The organism is Streptomyces pallidus (ex Mingjun et al. 2026) (assembly GCF_051550185.1).
GTDB lineage: Bacteria > Actinomycetota > Actinomycetes > Streptomycetales > Streptomycetaceae > Streptomyces.
In genome coordinates, this window is record NZ_CP196182.1 from 604,967 (window position 1) to 623,161 (window position 18,195).

General features: G+C 69.5%; 16 protein-coding genes and 3 pseudogenes. 8 read left to right on the forward strand and 11 right to left on the reverse strand.

The window, feature by feature from the left end:
* Positions 1-243 precede the first annotated feature (243 nt).
* Positions 244-1,203: an alpha/beta hydrolase family protein gene (locus tag ACSHWO_RS37490; protein WP_438319733.1), complete on the reverse strand. Its 960-nt coding sequence runs from the start codon at positions 1,201-1,203 to the stop codon at positions 244-246.
* A gap of 159 nt (positions 1,204-1,362) precedes the next feature.
* Here ACSHWO_RS37490 and ACSHWO_RS37495 point away from each other — a divergent pair, with 159 nt between their 5' ends.
* The gene (locus ACSHWO_RS37495) at positions 1,363-1,950 is read left to right on the forward strand and encodes a TetR/AcrR family transcriptional regulator (RefSeq protein WP_438319734.1); all 588 of its coding nucleotides are present in this window, start codon (positions 1,363-1,365) and stop codon (positions 1,948-1,950) included.
* A gap of 567 nt (positions 1,951-2,517) precedes the next feature.
* Positions 2,518-2,925 carry an ATP-binding protein gene (locus ACSHWO_RS37500; RefSeq protein ID WP_385843667.1) on the forward strand — a complete coding sequence of 136 codons (408 nt, stop codon included), beginning with the start codon at positions 2,518-2,520 and terminating at the stop codon, positions 2,923-2,925.
* A 142-nt stretch (positions 2,926-3,067) separates the two neighbouring features.
* Here the strand turns inward: ACSHWO_RS37500 and ACSHWO_RS37505 are convergent, their stop codons facing one another.
* Positions 3,068-3,715 (reverse strand): NADPH-dependent F420 reductase, encoded by a 648-nt coding sequence (locus ACSHWO_RS37505; RefSeq protein ID WP_438319735.1) that lies wholly within the window; start codon positions 3,713-3,715, stop codon positions 3,068-3,070.
* 57 nt (positions 3,716-3,772) lie between these two features.
* On the reverse strand, positions 3,773-4,585 hold the full coding sequence (locus tag ACSHWO_RS37510; RefSeq protein ID WP_438319736.1) for an inositol monophosphatase family protein: 813 nt from the start codon (positions 4,583-4,585) through the stop codon (positions 3,773-3,775).
* Between the two features lie 115 nt (positions 4,586-4,700).
* Here ACSHWO_RS37510 and ACSHWO_RS37515 point away from each other — a divergent pair, with 115 nt between their 5' ends.
* Positions 4,701-5,627, forward strand: a complete 927-nt coding sequence (locus tag ACSHWO_RS37515; RefSeq protein ID WP_438319737.1) for a LysR substrate-binding domain-containing protein — start codon at positions 4,701-4,703, stop codon at positions 5,625-5,627.
* 175 nt (positions 5,628-5,802) lie between these two features.
* Here the strand turns inward: ACSHWO_RS37515 and ACSHWO_RS37520 are convergent.
* From ACSHWO_RS37520 to ACSHWO_RS37530, 3 genes and pseudogenes are all read right to left on the reverse strand, one after another.
* Positions 5,803-6,966 (reverse strand): annotated as a pseudogene (locus tag ACSHWO_RS37520) (PP2C family protein-serine/threonine phosphatase); the annotation flags it as partial.
* Between the two features lie 69 nt (positions 6,967-7,035).
* Positions 7,036-7,389, reverse strand: a pseudogene (locus ACSHWO_RS37525) (STAS domain-containing protein); the annotation flags it as partial.
* Between the two features lie 91 nt (positions 7,390-7,480).
* Complete coding sequence (locus ACSHWO_RS37530) at positions 7,481-7,843, reverse strand: helix-turn-helix transcriptional regulator (RefSeq protein ID WP_438319738.1); 363 nt, start codon at positions 7,841-7,843, stop codon at positions 7,481-7,483.
* A 475-nt stretch (positions 7,844-8,318) separates the two neighbouring features.
* On the opposite strand from ACSHWO_RS37530, the gene ACSHWO_RS37535 reads away from it, so the two are divergent.
* On the forward strand, positions 8,319-8,921 hold the full coding sequence (locus tag ACSHWO_RS37535; protein ID WP_438319739.1) for a hypothetical protein: 603 nt from the start codon (positions 8,319-8,321) through the stop codon (positions 8,919-8,921).
* Positions 8,922-9,661: 740 nt separating this feature from the next.
* Here the strand turns inward: ACSHWO_RS37535 and ACSHWO_RS37540 are convergent.
* Complete coding sequence (locus ACSHWO_RS37540; protein WP_438319840.1) at positions 9,662-11,665, reverse strand: multicopper oxidase family protein; 2,004 nt, start codon at positions 11,663-11,665, stop codon at positions 9,662-9,664.
* Between the two features lie 201 nt (positions 11,666-11,866).
* On the opposite strand from ACSHWO_RS37540, the pseudogene ACSHWO_RS37545 reads away from it, so the two are divergent.
* From ACSHWO_RS37545 to ACSHWO_RS37555, 3 genes and pseudogenes are all read left to right on the forward strand, one after another.
* Positions 11,867-12,121: pseudogene (locus ACSHWO_RS37545) on the forward strand (helix-turn-helix domain-containing protein); the annotation flags it as partial.
* 224 nt (positions 12,122-12,345) lie between these two features.
* Positions 12,346-13,992 (forward strand): IS5 family transposase, encoded by a 1,647-nt coding sequence (locus ACSHWO_RS37550; protein ID WP_438319740.1) that lies wholly within the window; start codon positions 12,346-12,348, stop codon positions 13,990-13,992.
* Between the two features lie 433 nt (positions 13,993-14,425).
* Entirely contained in the window at positions 14,426-14,755 is a 330-nt protein-coding gene (locus tag ACSHWO_RS37555) for a trypco2 family protein (protein WP_438319741.1), read from the forward strand.
* Positions 14,756-15,151: 396 nt separating this feature from the next.
* On the opposite strand, the gene ACSHWO_RS37560 is transcribed toward ACSHWO_RS37555, so the two are convergent.
* From ACSHWO_RS37560 to ACSHWO_RS37575, 4 genes are all read right to left on the reverse strand, one after another.
* Positions 15,152-15,295, reverse strand: coding sequence for a hypothetical protein (locus tag ACSHWO_RS37560; protein WP_438319742.1), 144 nt, complete (start codon positions 15,293-15,295; stop codon positions 15,152-15,154).
* A 494-nt stretch (positions 15,296-15,789) separates the two neighbouring features.
* On the reverse strand, positions 15,790-15,912 hold the full coding sequence (locus ACSHWO_RS37565) for a hypothetical protein (protein WP_438319743.1): 123 nt from the start codon (positions 15,910-15,912) through the stop codon (positions 15,790-15,792).
* A 242-nt stretch (positions 15,913-16,154) separates the two neighbouring features.
* Complete coding sequence (locus ACSHWO_RS37570) at positions 16,155-16,562, reverse strand: TipAS antibiotic-recognition domain-containing protein (protein ID WP_438319744.1); 408 nt, start codon at positions 16,560-16,562, stop codon at positions 16,155-16,157.
* Between the two features lie 168 nt (positions 16,563-16,730).
* Positions 16,731-16,868: a hypothetical protein gene (locus ACSHWO_RS37575; RefSeq protein WP_438319745.1), complete on the reverse strand. Its 138-nt coding sequence runs from the start codon at positions 16,866-16,868 to the stop codon at positions 16,731-16,733.
* Between the two features lie 659 nt (positions 16,869-17,527).
* Here ACSHWO_RS37575 and ACSHWO_RS37580 point away from each other — a divergent pair.
* Positions 17,528-18,142: an SMI1/KNR4 family protein gene (locus ACSHWO_RS37580; RefSeq protein WP_438319746.1), complete on the forward strand. Its 615-nt coding sequence runs from the start codon at positions 17,528-17,530 to the stop codon at positions 18,140-18,142.
* The last annotated feature ends 53 nt before the right edge of the window (positions 18,143-18,195 follow it).

Below are 18,195 nucleotides of genomic sequence, written 5' to 3' on the forward strand. Positions count from 1 at the left end.
TCTCGTCGTACCCGACCGAGCACATCCGCCGCTTCGGCCAGTGCCCCACCCACGAACTCGGCCTTGAGCCCGAGGCCTACGACCCGCACCCGGACGTCGCCTTCAGCAGGCTCCGCGGCGACGATTCGCCCGCCTGGACGGCTACGGCCAAGCGGCCTCAAGGCGAAGCTGGGGCGACAGCCTGCCCGAGAACTCACGGGGGACCAGCGAATGGGGCATCCCGTGGAGCTGGCCTGCGCGGACCTATTTGGATTCGACCCGTCCGAACGGGTTGGGGCCGGTCGTCACCGCGTCGCGGGCTGCCTGCCATGCGGAGTCCCCGGGGTAGAGCTGGCTGCGCAGGTAGGCCCAGGCGAGCGTGGCGAGGGCGGCGACCCGCTCGGGGTTCTCATCCGTGGTTTCGGCGACGTCGTATCCGGAGACCCCTCCGAGCCCGTGCCCCGCGTCGAACAGGGTGAGCAGGGACTTGGGGCCCGGGGAGAGGACGTAGGGGTCGGTGTGCCAGTCCGGGCCGTTGACCGTGAGGAAGGCGGAGTCGTCCTTGTCTCCGGCGACCACGAGCGCGGGCGTCGTCATCGTGGAGAAGTCGGTGGTCAGGAAGAAGGAGTAGTTCTCGACGGTGAACTCGGTGAGGGCGTCGCCGCCCCGGCCGGGCGCGGCGAGCAAGACGCCCGCCTTGATCCTGGGATCGGCCAGGTTCACGGTCGTTCCGTCGTGGGGATCGGTGAGCCGGGCGCCGAGCAGCAGGCTCGCGGTGTGCCCGCCCATGGAGTGCCCGGCGACGGCGACCCGGCTCCGGTCGAGGCGGCCGGCGAGCTGGGGGACGGCATCCTCGATCTCGTCGAGCCGGTCGAGGATGCGCGTCATGTCCTCGGCCCGGGTGCGCCAGTGTGCGACGGCCCCGGGGGCGTCGGGTTCCAGGCTCAGCGTCCTGGAGTCCAGGTGGGTGGGCTGGATCACGGCGAAGCCGCGCGCGGCCCAGAAGTTCGCGAGCGGGGCGTAGCCGTTCAGCGAGGAGAGGTTGTGGGAGAAGCCGAGACCGTGCGAGAGGAGGATGACGGGCAGCTCGCTCCCGGTCATCGGCGCGGAGATACGCATCTGGAGGTCGACGGCGCGGCCGGGGGCCGGCAGCACCACCGGGCTGACCGAAAGGACAGGGGTGGGCGGGTGGAGGGTGTCGGTGGTGTAAGCAGATTCGCTCATGAGGGGTACGCCCTTCGGTGGCCCCCGCCGTCGTCTGCGTACGGCGGCGTCGGGTATGGCGGAGTGCCCGCAGTCAGTTAACCTGAAAGCGGATCGTTGTTCCATTTAAAATATGGAACGCTGATCCGCTTCGTCAACCGTCGCAGGAAGGAGAGCGTGGTGCCCGCAGCAGGCCCGGCCAAAGGAGCGTCCGCCCGCAGCAAGCGAGCAGACGCGGTACGCAACCAGCAGACGCTGCTCGACGCCGCCGCGGAGGTGTTCGTGACCTCGGGGATCGACGCACCGATCCGCCAGATCGCCGCCCGGGCGGGTGTCGGGCTGGGGACGCTCTACCGCCACTTCCCCACCCGGGCGGACCTGGTCACCGCCGTCTACCACCATCAGATCGAGGCCTGCGCCGAAGCGGGCCCGAAGCTGCTGGCCGATGCCACCTCCCCGTTCGACGCGCTGCGCCAGTGGGTCGACCTCTTCACGGACTTCCTGGTCACCAAGCACGGACTCGCCGACGCCCTCCAGTCCGACAGCGGCCGCTTCGCCACGCTGCACACCCAGTTCCTGGACCGGCTGATGCCCGTCTGCGCCCAGCTGCTCGACGCAGCCGTCGCCGCCGACGAGATCAGGTCCGGCATACAGCCTTACGAACTCATGCGCGGCATCGGCAACCTCTGCATCGGACGCGACAGCGACCCCCGCTACGATCCTCGAAGGCTGATCGAACTGCTCCTTCAAGGGTTGCGGCTCTCGTAGAGAGAACTGGTTCTGCGAACGAATCCGGCAACAGCATCTCCGAGACGGACCAGGCGGATCTGGAGGAGACCTACGCGGCCCTGGTGGCCGGTCTCTCCCCCTTGGAGCTGGCCCATCTGCCGACCTGCGCCCGCCGCCTGGCGGCCGGCGGCCCGACTCCCCGGACCTGCGCCGCATGCACGTCGGGCGCTACCGGGTCATGTACGAGATCACCGAGGCCACCCGTCACCATCTTGGTCAGCCATGCAGGCCGCCCCGGTTGAGGGCCGACGTCGGCCCGGCATGTCGCCGTCCCCCGTCGGGCGGCCGGCATGCCGCCCGGGGCTGCGGCTGAATGCGCGCGCTGGTTCGACACGGGGCGCGGGACCTTCGGCTGGGTGAGGGTGGGCCCGGCGAGCCAGGCGGGGGAACCATCCCGGGCGCGGCGGCGGTCGCTGTCCCCAGCGTGGCGGCATCGCGCGCTCCCGGCCAGACGCCCTGGAGCACCCGGGCTGTGGGACGGCATGCCCCCTACGAGGAGGGGCAGGCGCGTTGTGTGAGCAGAGAGGGGCACTGTCAGGAGGAGTGATGGACGGCCCTGAGCGCAGACACCGTGAATTCGCGGGCGGCAACGTGGCGGCGGCCCTCGCCCGTGAGGAACTCCGCCAGTTCATGGGCGACGCTCTGGTCTGCGGACACCTCGTGCCAGCTGCCCTGTGGGACGCGGCGCTGCTGGTGACCAGCGAGCTGGTCACCAACGCCGTTCGACACACCCCTGGCCCCTGCTCGCTCGACGCCTCCTGGTCGCAGGACGGTATCGACATCTCCGTCACCGATCCCAGCCCCGAAGCACCCCACTCGCGGCCGACCGCCCTGATGGAGGGCACCGGCGGCTATGGATGGCCGCTCATCCACCGGCTGGCCTCAGAGGTGGACATCCACTCCACTCCCCGGGGCGGCAAGACCATCCACGTCCACCTCCCTGGCCCCGCATAAGGGCAGGACGCAGGGCCTGCCTTAGATGGGCTCGATGGTTTCGGGCGTCACTTGCGGCCCGGTGGGCGTTGTCCGTGGCTGCGCCCAGCTGCCGTGCACGGGCCCGCCGGCTCGCTTCGGTCCGAACGCGGTCTCGGCGGGGTCAGCGGGCGAGGGAGACGGCGAAGGGCTCGAAGCCGCGGCGGCGCAGGACGGGGGGCACCACCAGGATCATGGCCTCGGTGGCGCGGGCTGTGGTGATGTCGCCGAGGTCCTCGATCCATGCGGGCTGCCAGCCCAGGTCGCGGAGCAGGCCGGTGACGGTCTTCTTCGCGTGCTCGTCGTTGCCCGAGAGATAGGCGGTCGGTGGGGTGGCCAGGGTTTCGGGAGCGGTCATGACCATGAACAGCATGGTGTTGAGGGTCTTGACCACATGGGTGTCGGGGAGGGCGGCCTGGAGCTTCTCGGCGAGGCTGCTGCCGGGATAGCACAGGGCGCCGGGCAGGCCGTCTGCGGCGTCGAGGGTGGCGTTGGAGACGTCGACGAGGATCTTTCCGGCGAGTTCGGTTCGCAGGCTGGCCAGGCGGTCAAGGGCGCTGTCGCCGGGCGTCGCGTTGATCACGATCTCCGCGGTGCGGGCGGTGGTGCGCTGGTCGGCGAAGGAGACGCGGGGGCCCGTGCCTCCGGTAGCCGCTGTGGTGTCTTCCGTCGGGCTCCGGCGGCCGAGGATGACGTGGTGTCCGGCCTCGGAGAGCTTCCTGGCGAGGTTGGTGCCGACGCGGCCGGCGCCCAGGATGCCGATCGTTGTCATGCGGTGATGCTCCTTGCGGTCGGGGTGGGTAAGAGCGGAGATGGCGGGGATGTCCGGTCAGGCGATCGGCGAGAGGACCTTGAGGGCGGCGCCGTGGATGCCGGGGGCCGCGGCCAGGAAGTCGCGGCTGCCGGTGTTCCAGGGTTCGCCCGCCAGGTCGGTGACAGTGCCTCCGGCCTCGGAGACCAGCAGGGCGCCGGCGACCAGGCCGGAGCGGACGTCGGAGAACTGCCAGAAGGCGTCCATGCGTCCAGCGGCGACGTGGATGAGCTGCATCGTGGCGGGCACGGACACGCGCACGACCAGGCCGTTGACGAGCATGGCGGTGACGGAGTCCCCGATCCGCTGGAAGGTGCGCTCGTCCTCGCCGGGCTTGGCCTGGCCGGTGCCGATGAGCGCGGCGCCCAGGTCGGTCTTGGCGGACACCTTCAGGGGCCGGTCGTTGAGACGGGCACCGCCGCCGGCGACGGCGGTGTAGGTGTCGCCGGTCAGCGGCAGGTGGACGACGGTGAGTACCGGCTGGTTGTCGCGGACCAGGGTGGCGGTGACGGCCCAGTCCTCCATGCCGTGGACGTGGTTGATGTTGCCCTCGGCCGGGTCGACGACCCACCACTCCCCGGGCGGGAGCGCGCCGCCGGCCAGCTCGTCCTCGGCCCACAGCGACCCCGGTCGGGCCCGCAGCAGCGGTTCCCGCAGCACGTCCAGCACCGCGTCGTCGTTGGCGTGGATCTCGGCGACGACCTCGTCCAGACTCACGCCCCGGGCCTGCGTGGTGTAGCGGTCGCGCAGCGTGGCGCCGGCGGCCTCCACCGCAGCGGTCACGTCGGACAGGAGCGTCGTACCGGCGTCGAAAGGCATGGCTGTGCTCATGGTGGGCTCCTTGGGATCGGTCGAAGCGGGGCGGCTACCTCGCCCCCGCACTCCGAAGGTAGGCCGCCCGGCCATTAACAACAAGTGCATGCTTGTCACTTGTAGAGTTACTCCCATGCAACTGGATCTGAACCTGCTCACCGCGCTGGACGCCCTGCTGGAAGAGGGCAGTGTCACCGGCGCGGCAGCACGCCTCCACGTCACCGCACCGGCGATGAGCCGCTCCCTGGGCCGCATCCGCAAGGCCACCGGCGACCAGATCCTGGTCCGCACCGGCCGCAGCATGGTCCCCACCACCCGCGCGCTGGCCATGCGCGCCCAGGTCCACGCCCTCGTGCAGCAGGCCCACCAACTTCTCTCCGCGCAGCAGGAACTCGACCTGGCAACTCTGGACCGGGTGTTCACCGTGCGCTGGCACGACGCCCTGACCGCAGCCTGCGGCGCCGCCTTGACCACGGCCGTCCACCATCAGGCCCCCGGCGTCCGGCTGCGCCTGTCCGCCGAACCCGGTTCTGACGACGCCGAGCTGCGCCGGGGCGAGGTCGACCTCGAATCAAGCTCCAGTGCTCCGACGCTCCCCGACATCCGCCACCGCCTCGTCGGCAGCGACCGGCTGGTCGTCGCCGTCCGCCCGGGCCACCCGCTCACCGAAGGCCCGCCGAGCCTCAAGCGGTACGCAGCCGCCGAACACCTCACCGTCTCGCGGCGCGGAAGCCTGCGCGACCCGATCGACGACGCCCTGACCTCACGCGGCCTCGAACGACACGTCGTCGCCGCCGGGCCCACCACCGCCTTCGCCCTGCAACTCGCCCTCGACACCGACCTGGTCGTCACCCTCCCCGACGCGGTCACCCGCACGGCCCGGGAACGACTCGGCCTGGCCACGCTGCCGCCGCCACTCCCGCTGCCCGACGTCCCCCTGTACCTGCTGTGGCACCAGCGCTACGACGACGACCACGCCCACACCTGGCTGCGAGACCTGGCCACCGAAACCGTCCAGGCACTCTTCACACCACCGACCCCGCCTGTCGAGTACGGGTGAACACCGCGTTGTGCTGAATGCCCGTACCGCCTTCGCCGCGGCCGGCCAGAACCGCTCCTGGTCGATCCCGGGCCGTCGCCGTTCCGGGGAACGGGAACGCCCAGCCGACGGTCGCGGCCTCAGCCCCGGCTCTTCGGCAGGTCTGCCGGTGCGACTTGGCTCGGGGCAGAGGAGGGGGCCCGTGCCAGTCCAGACACAGGACGGTGGCGTCGTCCTTCGGCGGGCGGCCGCCGTAGACGGCGGTGACCGCGCCGACCAGGGTGCGCACGACGTCGCGGGGATGCTCGGCTTCCGTCTTGCGCAGGAGGGCCGGCAGGTCGACTGCCGCGGCGTTGCGTTCCTGCATCCCGTCGGTGTGCAGCAGGAGGCGGTCGCCGGGGCGCAGGTCGAGGTCTTGGACCTGGTAGGCGCCTTGCGCGGGGATCCCGAAGGGCATGTTCACGGCCAGTTGCAGTTCGGTGACCGCGCCGTCGCGCAGGAGGTAGGGCCAGGGGTGGCCGGCGTTGACGAGTTGGGTGCTGGTTCCGTCCAGGGCGATGCGCAGGAGTTGTCCGGTGGCGATGCTGTGGTGGCCGTGGTCGAGGAGGGCTCGGTGGGTCTGGCGTGCTTGCTCCGCGAGGCTTTCTCCGGCGCGGCGGGCGCCGCGGGAGGCGTTGACCAGGAGGGTGGCCATCAGGGAGGCGCTGACATCGTGGCCCATGGCGTCGGTGATCGACAGGTGCAGGGTGTGGGTGTCGAGGCTGTAGTCGTAGGTGTCGCCGGCGATGTCGGAGGCCGGGACCAGAGCGCCGGCCAGGGTGAACTCGGGGGCCTGGCAGCAGAAGGCCGAGGGCAGGAGCTGGCGCTGGATCTCCGCGGAGAGGCTGACCGGGCCGGTGCGGTTGCCCCAGTGGTAGAGGTCGGTGAAGCGGCGGTCGGTGACGATGATGTACGCCAGCGCGTGCGCGGCCTCCTGGATCTCAGCGCGTACCTCCGGGGTGGCTCGGGTGAGGAACAGTTCCAGGACGCCGATCGTGTCGCCGCGGTTGGTGACCGGGGCCAACACCCGCTGCCCGTCCTGGCCGTCGTCGGCCACCACCATCTCCTGGCTGCGCAGCACGCCGTCGTAGACGCTGCTGCCCGCCAGCGGGACCTGCTCGGCAGGCTGCCGCCCCGGCTCGGCCGCCGTGTCGTGAACCCGCAGCAGGCGCCGGCCGACGACGTCGACGAACAGGAACGACACGTACCGGGCATCGAACCGGTCCCGCACACTGCGCGCCACCACATCCAGCGAGCGCACCGGCGCGGCGCTCTCAGCTGCAGCCAGCACCTCGCCCAGCCCGAGCCGATCACGGGGCACAGCAGCCTGCCGGAACACGGACTCGCTTCCCTGCCGGACAGCCCTGGGCCAGGCGCGGACGGTCAGCACGTGCTGCACCCCGCTGAGGTGCAGCAGGCGCGCGACCGGTCGGCTGAGGGCTGTCAGCACCAGCGATTTCCCGACCTCCAGGGCCAGCCGGTTCAGGTCGAGCAGAATGTGCAGACCCGTGGTGTCGCAGAAGGTGACGCCGGACAGGTCCACGTCGAGGCCGTCGTGGCTGGATTCCAGAGCCGCGACGAGCTCCCCGCGCAGTCCATCGCCATCGTCCATGTCGATCTCGCCGCGCACGCGGGCCAGCACCCGCTGGGGCCCGGGCGCGAAGGCCACACCGACGACGGAAGGATGCACGGTACCGCTGTGCTCCGCCGCAGTGACGGGCAGTCCGTCGGGAAGAGAGGTCATGGCCTGCTCCCTTCAAACCCCGATACCTCAAGAACGAGGCTCGGCAGGGGGCGGCGGCACGGTAGGCCCGAGCCCCGCACCGATGTGCGGGTCAGCCGTGTGGTTCGCGCTCACGGTAGTCACCGTTCGTGGAAGCGCGGCCCCTCGCCCTGGGCTGCGGGCCGAGGTCGACCAGCAAGTGCAGGAGATTCGCGATCTCGTGGTGACCCTCGGCCGGATGGCGGAAGACGGTCCCGGGCGTGACGTGGTAGTGATTGCGGCGGCCGTGGCGTACCCGGGTGAGGTACCCGCCGTTCTCCAGATCACCGACGATGGCCCCGGCCGCCCGCTCCGTGAGCCCGCACCCTGCGGCCAGGTCACGCAGCCGGACCTCCGGATCACGAAGGATCATGGCGAGGATCCGGGCGTGGTTCGTGACGAACGTCCAGCTGGTCCGAGGCTCGACCTGCTCCATGTCCGAAATTATACGACTTGTGATTCCGGTTTCGCCAGACCGGAACCCGCAATCCTGCGACGCCACCTCGACAGGGCGCCGCGTCCGTCGCCACACCGCGCAGAAGGGCAGCACCCCACCTTTGACGGGACCGGAACTACGAAGTCCTGTCGACCTCACGAAAACCCTGCGCGCCCGTGTCGAGCGGGCAGGGGGCCCGCAGCCCGAAGGGCACCGGCGGGACGGCCAGCACGAAGAGGCGTGCCACCCACACTTCCGACTTCCAGTCGCTCCGGTCCCTGACCAAGGCGGAGCTGCCACGAGAAGGCGACCAAGGCCGCCCGGAGATCCGTCCGGCGGCCGCGAAGCGGGGTAGGGCCCTGCCCGGCGCACCCGCGTGCGGTTGCGGTGGCTCGGCATGCTCGGGTGGACCGCATTCGACCCGTACGGGCGCGACGGGCTCGCCACAGGCGCCCGGCCCCCGCATCGTGGGGGCATGGTGCGTGCTTCCGGCCCAGCCCACCAGCGGCTGGAAGGCCTGGCGCGAACGGTGGCCCTGGTCGGTGGGCTGGTGGCCATCCTCGGGACGGTCCTCGGAGCCGTCGTGGCCTGGCCGGACGATTGGTGGCCACGCCGCCTTCCCGAACCGAAGCTCTACATGAAGGACGTGGAGTACGGCAGCAGCTTCGGCGTCCCTGTCGCCGCCGACGCACTCAACCACCCGCCGCCCGACGTGCGATTCGCTTGCGCGGACCGCACGAGCGCATGGCTCCGCTCCCTTGGCGGGGTCCCGTACTGGGTGTCCGTCGAGTTCGTGCTGACTACCGAGCGCCCCGAGTCGGTCGTCGTCCTCGGCCTGACGCCGCACGTCCGCAGAATCACGAGCCCGCCCCTACGGACGGACGTGCAGGGCTGCGGCGTGCCGACCGCGTTGATCCAGGAGCGTTCCGCGGAATTCGTCGTGGACTCCCAGCCGCCCAAGCTCGAGATGACTGACGAGAGAGGCCGATCCGTCGACCGTATGGGGCTGAACCTGGGCAAGGGCGAAGCGGCCGACTTCAAGCTCGAGGCCTACGCCGAGCAGACCGGCGGGGTGTAGGAGTGGACCGTCGACCTCGTTGATGCCGCTGCCGTCTGCGACCTGCCACATCTCCTGAGCCTTCATGGCCGCGAGGTAGTCCGGCGGGTCGGTGTCGGCTGCCGCCGGCATCACCGTGCCCGCACTGACCGCCACGGCTGCAACGATGACACTCGCTACCCTCCGCCATGACCCATGCCGATGTATAACGCCCCGCAATTTCGCCCCTCTTGTGTCCATGCGCTGCAAACCTGCGCAGACCCACCCCATCACACTGCCCAGCCAGGGGGGGGACCTGTCCTTCTGTAAGAAGCCGTATTCATACCGATCATCGAGTGTGGTGATCGAACGGGTTTCCTGATCGGGTGATCTCGGGATGGTCAGCGCATGAGGGCAGGGCCTCTTGGCAGCTCGGAGGTGTTAAGTCCAACCGAGTGCCCAGGAGACCCTGCTGTACAGGTGCACGCGCTCCTGGCTGTGTCGTTCAACTTGCCAGCCGTGTCGTGCGATTGCCTCGCCCATGTGTACGGGAAAGCGGCGGACCAGCCGACTGTCAGCGGGTGTACCCGTCCGACATGACGGACATGGAATGGGCGGCGGTGCGGTCGCAGCTGCCGGTGCCAGCCTGCTGGGCGGTAAGCCGAGGGCCACTGCCACCGGCCGATGATTCGGCGCCCTTCGCTAGCACGGGCCGGAGCTGTTTGCGGTAGACCGCGTCCGTGGTGGCCTGACTGCTGTGGGCGACCACGGACGCTGACCCGTCAGTCATCCTGCTTGCGCCTGCCTCCGATTTGGTACGGCCGCATCATCTCGTTGTCCTCGTGCTCGACGATGTGGCAGTGCCAGACGAAGCGGCCAGGGTGGTCGAACCGGGCCTTCACCCGGGTGATTTCTCCTGGATAGGCGATCACGGTGTCTTTGAAGCCGCGTTCCCAACTCTCTGGCGGAATGGGTGACCCGTTGAACGGTTGCCGGTCCACCACCTCGAACGCCACCTCGTGGATGTGGATCGGGTGGGCGTCCACAGTGAAGTTGTGCAGCTCCCATGTTTCGGTCGCGTTCAGCCTTGGGTTCTCCGTGACCGGGTCGGCCCAGGCGAGTGCCACCGGATTGCCGGCCGCGTCGAGCGTCCCGAGCAAGTTCTGGACAGGTGTTCCCGGTGGCACCAGGGGGCTGCTGGAATTCGCCTCGGTGAGAGAGAGCCGACGGGTCACGCTCGCCGAGCCGAGTGGCCTGATCTCGGGCAGCCTGAGCCGGTCCGGCGGGACGCTGGTGTCCTTGCTCGCCAGCGGGCCGATCACGAATTTCATCACCTGCCCAGTGGTGGCCGGATCTGCCACGGGGAAGGCCACGCCCGGTTCGCCCCGGCCGAAGGGTTCGTCCGCGCCCTCGTTGATGAGGTACAGCTCGGTCCCTTCCGGGATCCCGGTGAAGTCGACGATGACGTCGGCCCGCTCCGCGTTGGCCAACAGCAGCCGCTCCAGTTGCACCGGTGCGGGCAGGAACCCGCCTTCGTTGCCGATCTGCCAGAACGGTACGGCCGACTGAGCTGGCCGGGCTGTCGGGCTGTTCGCGATCTTCAGGATGAGGAACCGTGCATTGCATCCGTTGAGGAAGCGCAACCTGTAGCGACGCGGCTCGACTTCGAGCTTCGGCCATGTCCGGCCGTTGACCACCATGGTGTTGGCGAAGAATTCGGGGTTCCAGATGGGGGACACATCGGTGGTGGGAATGTACGGACCCGCGAACCCGTCGAAGAACTCCCTGCTCGTGGGGTAGAACAGCGAGCCGTCCGAGTTGAACGAGCGGTCCTGGATGGCCAGGGGGATCTCGTGGTACCGCGTGTCCGGCGGATCGCCGAAGGCGGGCGCCGGTCCGGGCAGCTTCCCCTTGGGCAGGTCGGACTCACCGCCGCGGAGCAGATAGAAGCCGGCGGGTCCGGCGTAGACGTTGAGCCGGGTCAGACCCAGGGTGTGGTCGTGGAACCAGAGGGTCGATGCCCGCTGGTCGTTGGCGTACTGGAAGGTCGCGGTACCCGGGTCCCACTTCAGGCGGTGCGCATCGGCGAACTTGTCCCGGAACTCGTTGTAGAACGAGCCCACGGTGGCGAATCCAGCAGGGATGTTGTTCGCGCGTGGCAGGTACCACGCTTCGGTGTAGCCGTCGCTCTCCTCGGTGGAATGCCCACCGTGCAGGTGAGTGACGATCGGTACGGGCCCCGTGTACGGACCTGGCGTCGAGGTGAACGTCGGCCGGGAATCACGCCCGCTCGTTCCGCCCGGCGGGTTCGCCCAGTGCAGGGTCGGGTCGACCGCCAGCAAGTGCGGGAGGAAACGGCCCTGGCTGTCGACGAGATCGTTCACCCAGGTCACCCGGACAGGCCGGTCGGTCTTGGCCTCGATGGTGAACGACGGGTAGTTGAACGTGCTGTCGTCCCCGAGCGAGCCGTATCCCCACACGGTGGTGGCGGGCAGAGTGGACGGCAGTACCTGCTGGCTGAATTGCCGGACCCCGATGACGTACGTGTCAAGGCCGTGGCGCTGCGCGTGTCGGGCCTTCGGCATCACCGGCGGGATCACCAGGTCGGTGACGTACTTCGGAATGGTCGTGGGGTCCAGGGTGGGGACCGGGAACGTGCCGACAGCCCCGGCCCCTGGGGCCGCCCCGGTCCCCTTCGGGAGTGCCACGGCTCCACTGGGTCCTGGAAGAACCAGTGACGCCCCGCCAGCGGCTCCGGCTACGAGCACGTCTCTTCGCGCGATCATTTCTCTCGCCTTCTGCAGCCCGAGGGCGCGGATCATTTCCGCACCAGATGTTATGGCTCACGCACAGTGAGTAATGGGACGGCGTCTGGCGTGTCGTCGGACCGGCGGTACCGGGCGGTGTGCGGGCTGTAGTCGGCGTGGTGACGGCCCGAATCCGCTACCGCGATTTTCGGACCTGGCATAGGGTAATGACGGATTGTGATCGCTGAATGCCGGTGGCATGCGGGATCCAGAGGACGGGGCGTGGCTGCTGAGCGCCGGGCGTTTCGTGAAGGGATCCGGCTGAAGGCCGGTGGGCTGTTCGCGGCGGGTGAGAAGACCGCGGTGATCGCGAAGGAATTGCGGGTGAGTGTGCGGTCGGTGGAACGCCAGCGGCGTGCCTGGCGCGAGGGCGGGCTGGGTCACCGCCTACGGCGCACCGGTCGCACCCTGGAGCCGGCCACCACTCCAGCCAGGAACCCGGACCAGATGTCCGCTGGTTCGAAGTCGTATCCCAACCGATCCGCCTGGTAGCTCGGTGGTGCAAACCGATCCGAGCACTTCCGGGAGGCCCTGTTGTCGTTGTTGTACTCGCCCGCGCCTGTCCAGTTCAACTCGGCCGCGGTGTGTGCGATTGTCTCGCACATGCGTACGGGAGCGCGGCTGGGCATCCGGAGCGGGTACGGCGGTATCCCTCGGATATGACGGACGCGGAGTGGACGGCCGTGCGCCCGCTGTTGCCGGTCCCGGTCTGGCTGGAGGGTCGGGGCGGGCAGCCCGAGGGCTACTGCCACCGTCAGATGCTGGACGCGATCCGCTACCTCGTCGCGGGCGGGATCTCCTGGCGGTCGATGCCGGTGGACTTCCCCGCCTGGGCCCGGGTCTATGCCTTCTTCCGCCGCTGGCGCGAGAACGAGCTGATCGCCGAGTTCCACGACCGGCTGCGGGAGAACGCTCGAAAGCGGGAAGGTCGCGAGGCGGAACCCAGCGCGGGGATCATCGACGCGCAGTCGGTGAAGGCGGCCGCCTCGGTGCCCGCCGCCTCACGCGGCTACGACGGAGGCAAGCAGGTCAACGGGCGGAAGCGCCACGTGATCACAGATTGTCTCGGTCTGATCCTGGTCGTCGCGGTGACCGCCGCGAACATTGGCGACCGCGAGGCAGCCCTCCCCCTGCTGGCCCGGCTGCGGAACCTGCACCGGGACATCACCCTGGTCTGGGCCGACGGCGGCTACACCGGCGGCCTGATCGACTGGTGCCGCGAGAAGCTCGCGCTCACCCTCGAGATCGTCAAACGTACCGACGACATGGAGGGGTTCGTGGTGCTACCGCGACGGTGGGTGGTGGAGAGAACGCTGAGCTGGTTGATGCATTCGAGGCGTCTGGCCAGGGACTACGAGACCCTGCCCGCGACCAGCGAGGCGATGATCCTGTTCTCGATGATCACGCGGATGGGGCGCGGGCTGGCCCGGCCACGAGCCGCCGTCCGGACTGAACATCCCCGATGCCTCCAGGAGCAGCCAGCCACGCTCGCCCAGGCGTTTCGCCTTCGAGCGCACCCCTTCGACCTTCGCCGGCACCGTCGCATCGATCCCCAGCGCCTCCGCGATGTCCTTGGCCCGCACCGGCTCCGGGCCCGGCCGGTCCTGGAGCACATTCAAGATCCGCTGATTGTCCGGCGAGAGGACCGACACCGACAGCCCCTCCCGCCACGCAGGCACCACGGCCCCCGGCACCGACGCGGCCATGGGCTCAGGGCCGGGCTCGTGCGGCGCGACCTTCTCCTCGCCGTCCTCGGTGACGACGGCGGTCTCGGACGCGGACACGGCCAGGGCATCAACGAGTTCCTCACGCGCGATCACCCGCCGCTCCAGCTCGACCTCGGCGGCCTCCAGCGCCGCAGCCGCCAACGCCGCGGCCTCCCGAAGCTCTTCGGCCCGCACACGAGCAGCCGCCTCGCGCTCCTCCAGCAAACCCAGAACCGACGCCACCGCGCGCACCTCGACGATCAGACGGAAACAGACACGGGATCTCTCCCTCATCCCACCGAAACCATTCCTGACCAGCGAAGACTCAACGATCATGCTCGGTTGAGATACGGCTTAAGCCCCGCGCAGCCCTCCGACTCTTCAGCGCCGCCACGGTCTCGGGAACAAGCGCACCGGAGTCGGGAAGTGGGGTCATGGTGTGGGTGCCTCAGCGTTGAGCCGACGAATCCTCGGTCCGCTCGACTGCCTGGAAAATGGAGAAGGCGGCTTGGGGGGATGCCTACTCTTCGGGGTGCCGCGCAGCGCGTGCGAGGCTCTTTGCCCTTTTGGGTTCTTTGTCGGATTCTGCGGAAGTGGTGAAAACGAGGCTTCGGCCGAGCTAAAGTCGCAGGTCAGCAAGTCTGCTCCGCGCACCCGTGGGGATGACACCCGTGAGACCCGACCAGCTCGACGACGAGAGCTGCTTCCCCGTCAAGATCTCTCCGTTGGGACGGCACAGCGATGGGGCGGCCGGATCCTGCTTCCCTCCCGGTACCCCGGGGGTGTGGTTCCGCCCGTAGCAGAGCGTTGGCCCAAAGTTGGTGTGTGGCCGGTCGGCGGCGGGTCGTTGAGACGGTGCTCGGCGGCCGATACCCCGCCTCGCCCTGCCCTCGTGGCCGGCAGCCGGTATGGACGCGACAGTGTCGGCAGTCGGCCGTGGCGCATCACCGGCGCGGGGCGTGGGAGTAGAGGCGGGCGGCAGGGGTATGCAGGACAGCGTCCGTGGCGGGAATCTGATGATAAGAGGGCGCAGATGGACATTGAACTCGCAGACGCAGTCGAAGTGATCCGGAACGAACTCCTGGCGGCTTCCGCTCGTGGCGCGGGCAGCGGGGTCAAGTTCCTGGTGGGGCCCATCGAGATGGAGTTCGCTCTGGAGCTGCGTGCGGATGCCACCGCGCGCGCCGGGTTCAAGGCCTGGGTGGTGAGCGCCGAGGCGGGCGGTGGCGTGGCCAGGACGAGTACTCAGCGGGTCAAGTTCAGCGTGACCCCGCAGTCGTCCGGTGGCGGGGACCTGTTGATCTCCGGCTCCGCAGAGCGGCCGCGCGGCGCCGGGCGGGTCGAGGGTTACGTGGAGCCCTGACCGGCGGCGGGTGAAGGGCGGGGGGATCCGGGCGGCAGGGGGAGAGTCCATGGAGCGGGGGCGTGTCGTCGGGGTGCGGGCGTCAGGGGACGGGGGGCCGGGATCCGGGTACGTGATCGGGCCGGATCTCGTCCTCACCTCGGCGCACGTCGTCGGGGCGGTCGGGGAGGAGGCGTCGTTGTTCTTTCCCGGTCGTGATGTCGACTTCGCCGCCCGGGTCGTGTGGCGCGGCACCCCGGGGGGCCGTGACGACGCGGCCTTGGTGAAGGCGGACGCAGAGGGCTGGACTGCGCCTGCCGGCCGGCCGGTGCGCTGGGGCTACCTGGCGACGGACACGCAGAGTGCGCCGTGTCGTAGCTGGGGTCTGCCCGAGGCGGTGCAGCAGCGGGAGGACTGTCAGGTGGCGCCCTCTTCAGCGGCGATCTGCTCATCAGGGTGATCGCCGTGCACCCGGCCGAGCACCGGCGTCGCCAGCTGGAGGCCGTTCCGGTCTGGTACCCGATGCGCGACGAGGGGTTCCGGGCGGTGCTGGATGCCCATGTGGGGTTGCCCCTGGGCCGCCGGTTCAGGGGCTGGTCGGAGCGGCTTTCGGCGGTGGAGTGGCAGGGGTTCGCCGACCGTGGCGACCTCGCGACCGCGGGAGGCCGCCCCTCGCGTTCGCCCGCCGCCCTGCTCCTCGCGCGGCGTGCCGTCGTGCCCTTACGGGGCCGCGCAGAACTGGTGGAGCAGCTGACGGCATGGGCCCGGCAGCCGGGATTCGACGCGGTTCTGGTGCACGGGCCGGGTGGCCAGGGCAAGACGCGTCTCGCGCACCACCTGGGGTCCGCACTGGAGGTGGACGGGCACGTCGTGCTGTGGCCGGCCGCGCGGGCGCGCCCGGAGGACTTGGAGACGCCAGTCTTCGGCCGAGCTAAAGTCGCAGGCCAGAAGCTGCTCTTCGCACCCGCGGGGATGACCCCTCCTCCATGGGCGGTCGCTCCCCGGTGGCGAGCTGCTCCCCGCATCCGCGGGGATGACCCCAGCCCGCCGGTCTTCTACCTGCAGCCCGGCGACTGCTCCCCGCCCACGGGGATCGCCCGGGCCTTCGCCTCGCGGCACAGCCGCTCGAAGTCGGCGACGAAGAGCGACTCCTGGTGCAACTCGGTGACCTGCAGCACCAGCGTGTCCAGACTCGCGGCGCCGGTACGGATGGCCAGGACGGCCGTGCCCGCGACCGCGAGGTCCCTGGCCCCCGCCCCACAGCAGCGCGCCCAGGCCCCCGCACGTGAGGAGGGTGGCGATACCGCCGGCCCCCTCGGCGACGAGCCCGATCTGCGCGGCCCGTCGGGCCAGTCGGCTCTGCTTGCGGACCCCGGTCCGGGCGCACCCGCCCATGCATGTCCGGGCCCGTGTCGCCCGACTACGCCGAAGCCTCGGCCCCTGCGCTGGGGGCGAACCCGCTCCCCTGCTCGGCGAACACCTTGATCGCGGCGCCCAGGAACTCCACCATCCCGGGGTGGTAGGAATCGTGGAACGCCCTCATGGCCTCGTCCTCGGCGTAGAAGAGCGACATGCCTATGTAAGCCTCCCTGGAGGGGGTGTAGAACCGGCAGGCGATGTCGAAGTGCCTGCGGATGAGATCCTGGATCTGCTGGTCCCCGGGCAGGGAGCCGCCGTCCAGCAAAGCCGTGATCTCCCGGTACAGGACGTCCCAGTCCTGGTGGACCCGCTCCCTGTCCACGTGTTCCCAGTCGTTGGTCGCAGCAAGGCTCTTCGCCTGCTCCTCGGCCAACGACCGGCGACACTTGTCCTCGTAACTGTTCTCCACGGCACCGGTTCCCATCGTTTCGTCGCCTCTCCGGTGGATCCCCGAGAGGCCGCCGACATGTCGACATCGACCGGACGCCGATGATCAACTGCCGGTCCAGGCGGTACGGTGACACACCGCCACCGGGTCGGCAAACCATTTCTTGGATCCTCCGGCGCTCCGTCCCGGTCAGTCGGCGGCGGAAAGGCGCAGCTCGAACGGCGAGCCGTCGGAGCGGGGCGTCCAGCCGCTCGACCGCGCGGCCCGGATTCCCGCGGCGACCTCGCGCGGCAGGACGAGCTCGGCCGGTACCGGGTCCGGTCCCATGACGTCACGCTGGGTCGTGTGGTTCAACGTGCCCGTCAGGTTTTCGAGCACCTGTATTTCGGTCGGGCGTCGAACCTTGGGATGTGGCCAGTGCCGGAATGTGGGGTATGCGCCGACCCGCTTGTTGCAACGGGTTTGGCTGTGCGGCGTGTCGGCCCGAACGCCGATACCCGTTCTGCGGAGCTCCCGTGCGCCCGAGGGGCGGGCGCCTGAGGCGATACGGACCCCCGGTGCACGGCCTGCATTCCCTTTCTCCGGGGAGGCGTAAGACGTACTGGGGGCTGCGTCAGGTGCATTGATCCTGAAATGCCGGAGTCGGTGAAGGTGCGCGAATCTGCCCTTCGGCTCGCCCAAAGTGGCACGTCAGTAAGCCTGCTCCCCGCACCTGCGGGGATGGCCCAGGCCCCCGGCACGGATCGACTCCAGAGCTGCCTGCTCCCTGCACCTGCGGGGATGAATCCGCCGCGGCTGGCTCGCGCTGGTCAGGGACATGATCTGCAGCGATCCCGAGGAGGGTGGGCCTACGTTGGGTCTCGTTGGTCAGCACAAGACCTGCTGCTGACCCACGAGATGCCTGTCTTGCAGCCCCCGAAAAGCCAGACCACTCAAGGGGTGACCGATGATTGGGGCCTTGCATCCTTCCACCAGTCTGAGGCGCCATGACCGACTACTTGCGTGCCGTCATCGACATGATCGGCCCGTCGGATGACCGCCGTACCGACGCTGCCGCCTGGCTGCGACTGGAAGGTGAGCTGGGGCGGTCGCTGCCCGCGGACTACAAGGCGATCGCCGATAGGTACGGGGCCTGTCAGATCAACCACCACCTCTACCTGGACCGCCCGGCGGTTGGTTGGCGGGATCTCGGGACGTGGATGCGGGGTATCTCCCAACTGTGGTCACAGGAGGAGGTAGTGAGACAGGGCGTGGAACCCGACCTCGACCCTCGCGTCATCTGCGGCCTTCCGGACATCACCTTCGGCACGGCCCAGGGCCTCATTCCCCTCGCCAGCACCGATCAGGGACACATCGTCTTCTTGGCGCCACAGGTCCGCGGCGTCCCTGACGGAATCGCCGTCCTGAACAGGGAAATCGAGTGGACCGGCTACGCGCTGCCCTTCGCCGAATGGCTGTACCGCTACCTGATCGGTGAGGAGAGTGCGGCTGGAACAGCGCGGTGCTCTATCCCGGTCCCGTGCGTTTGGAGCACCTCCCCACGGCACCGGGACAACAGACGCGTATCGTCCACGGTCCACCCCGAGATATGTGGGGCTTGAGGGTCGCAACCTCGCCAGACCAGCGCTCAGGTTCATCGGATCAGTGCAAGTCA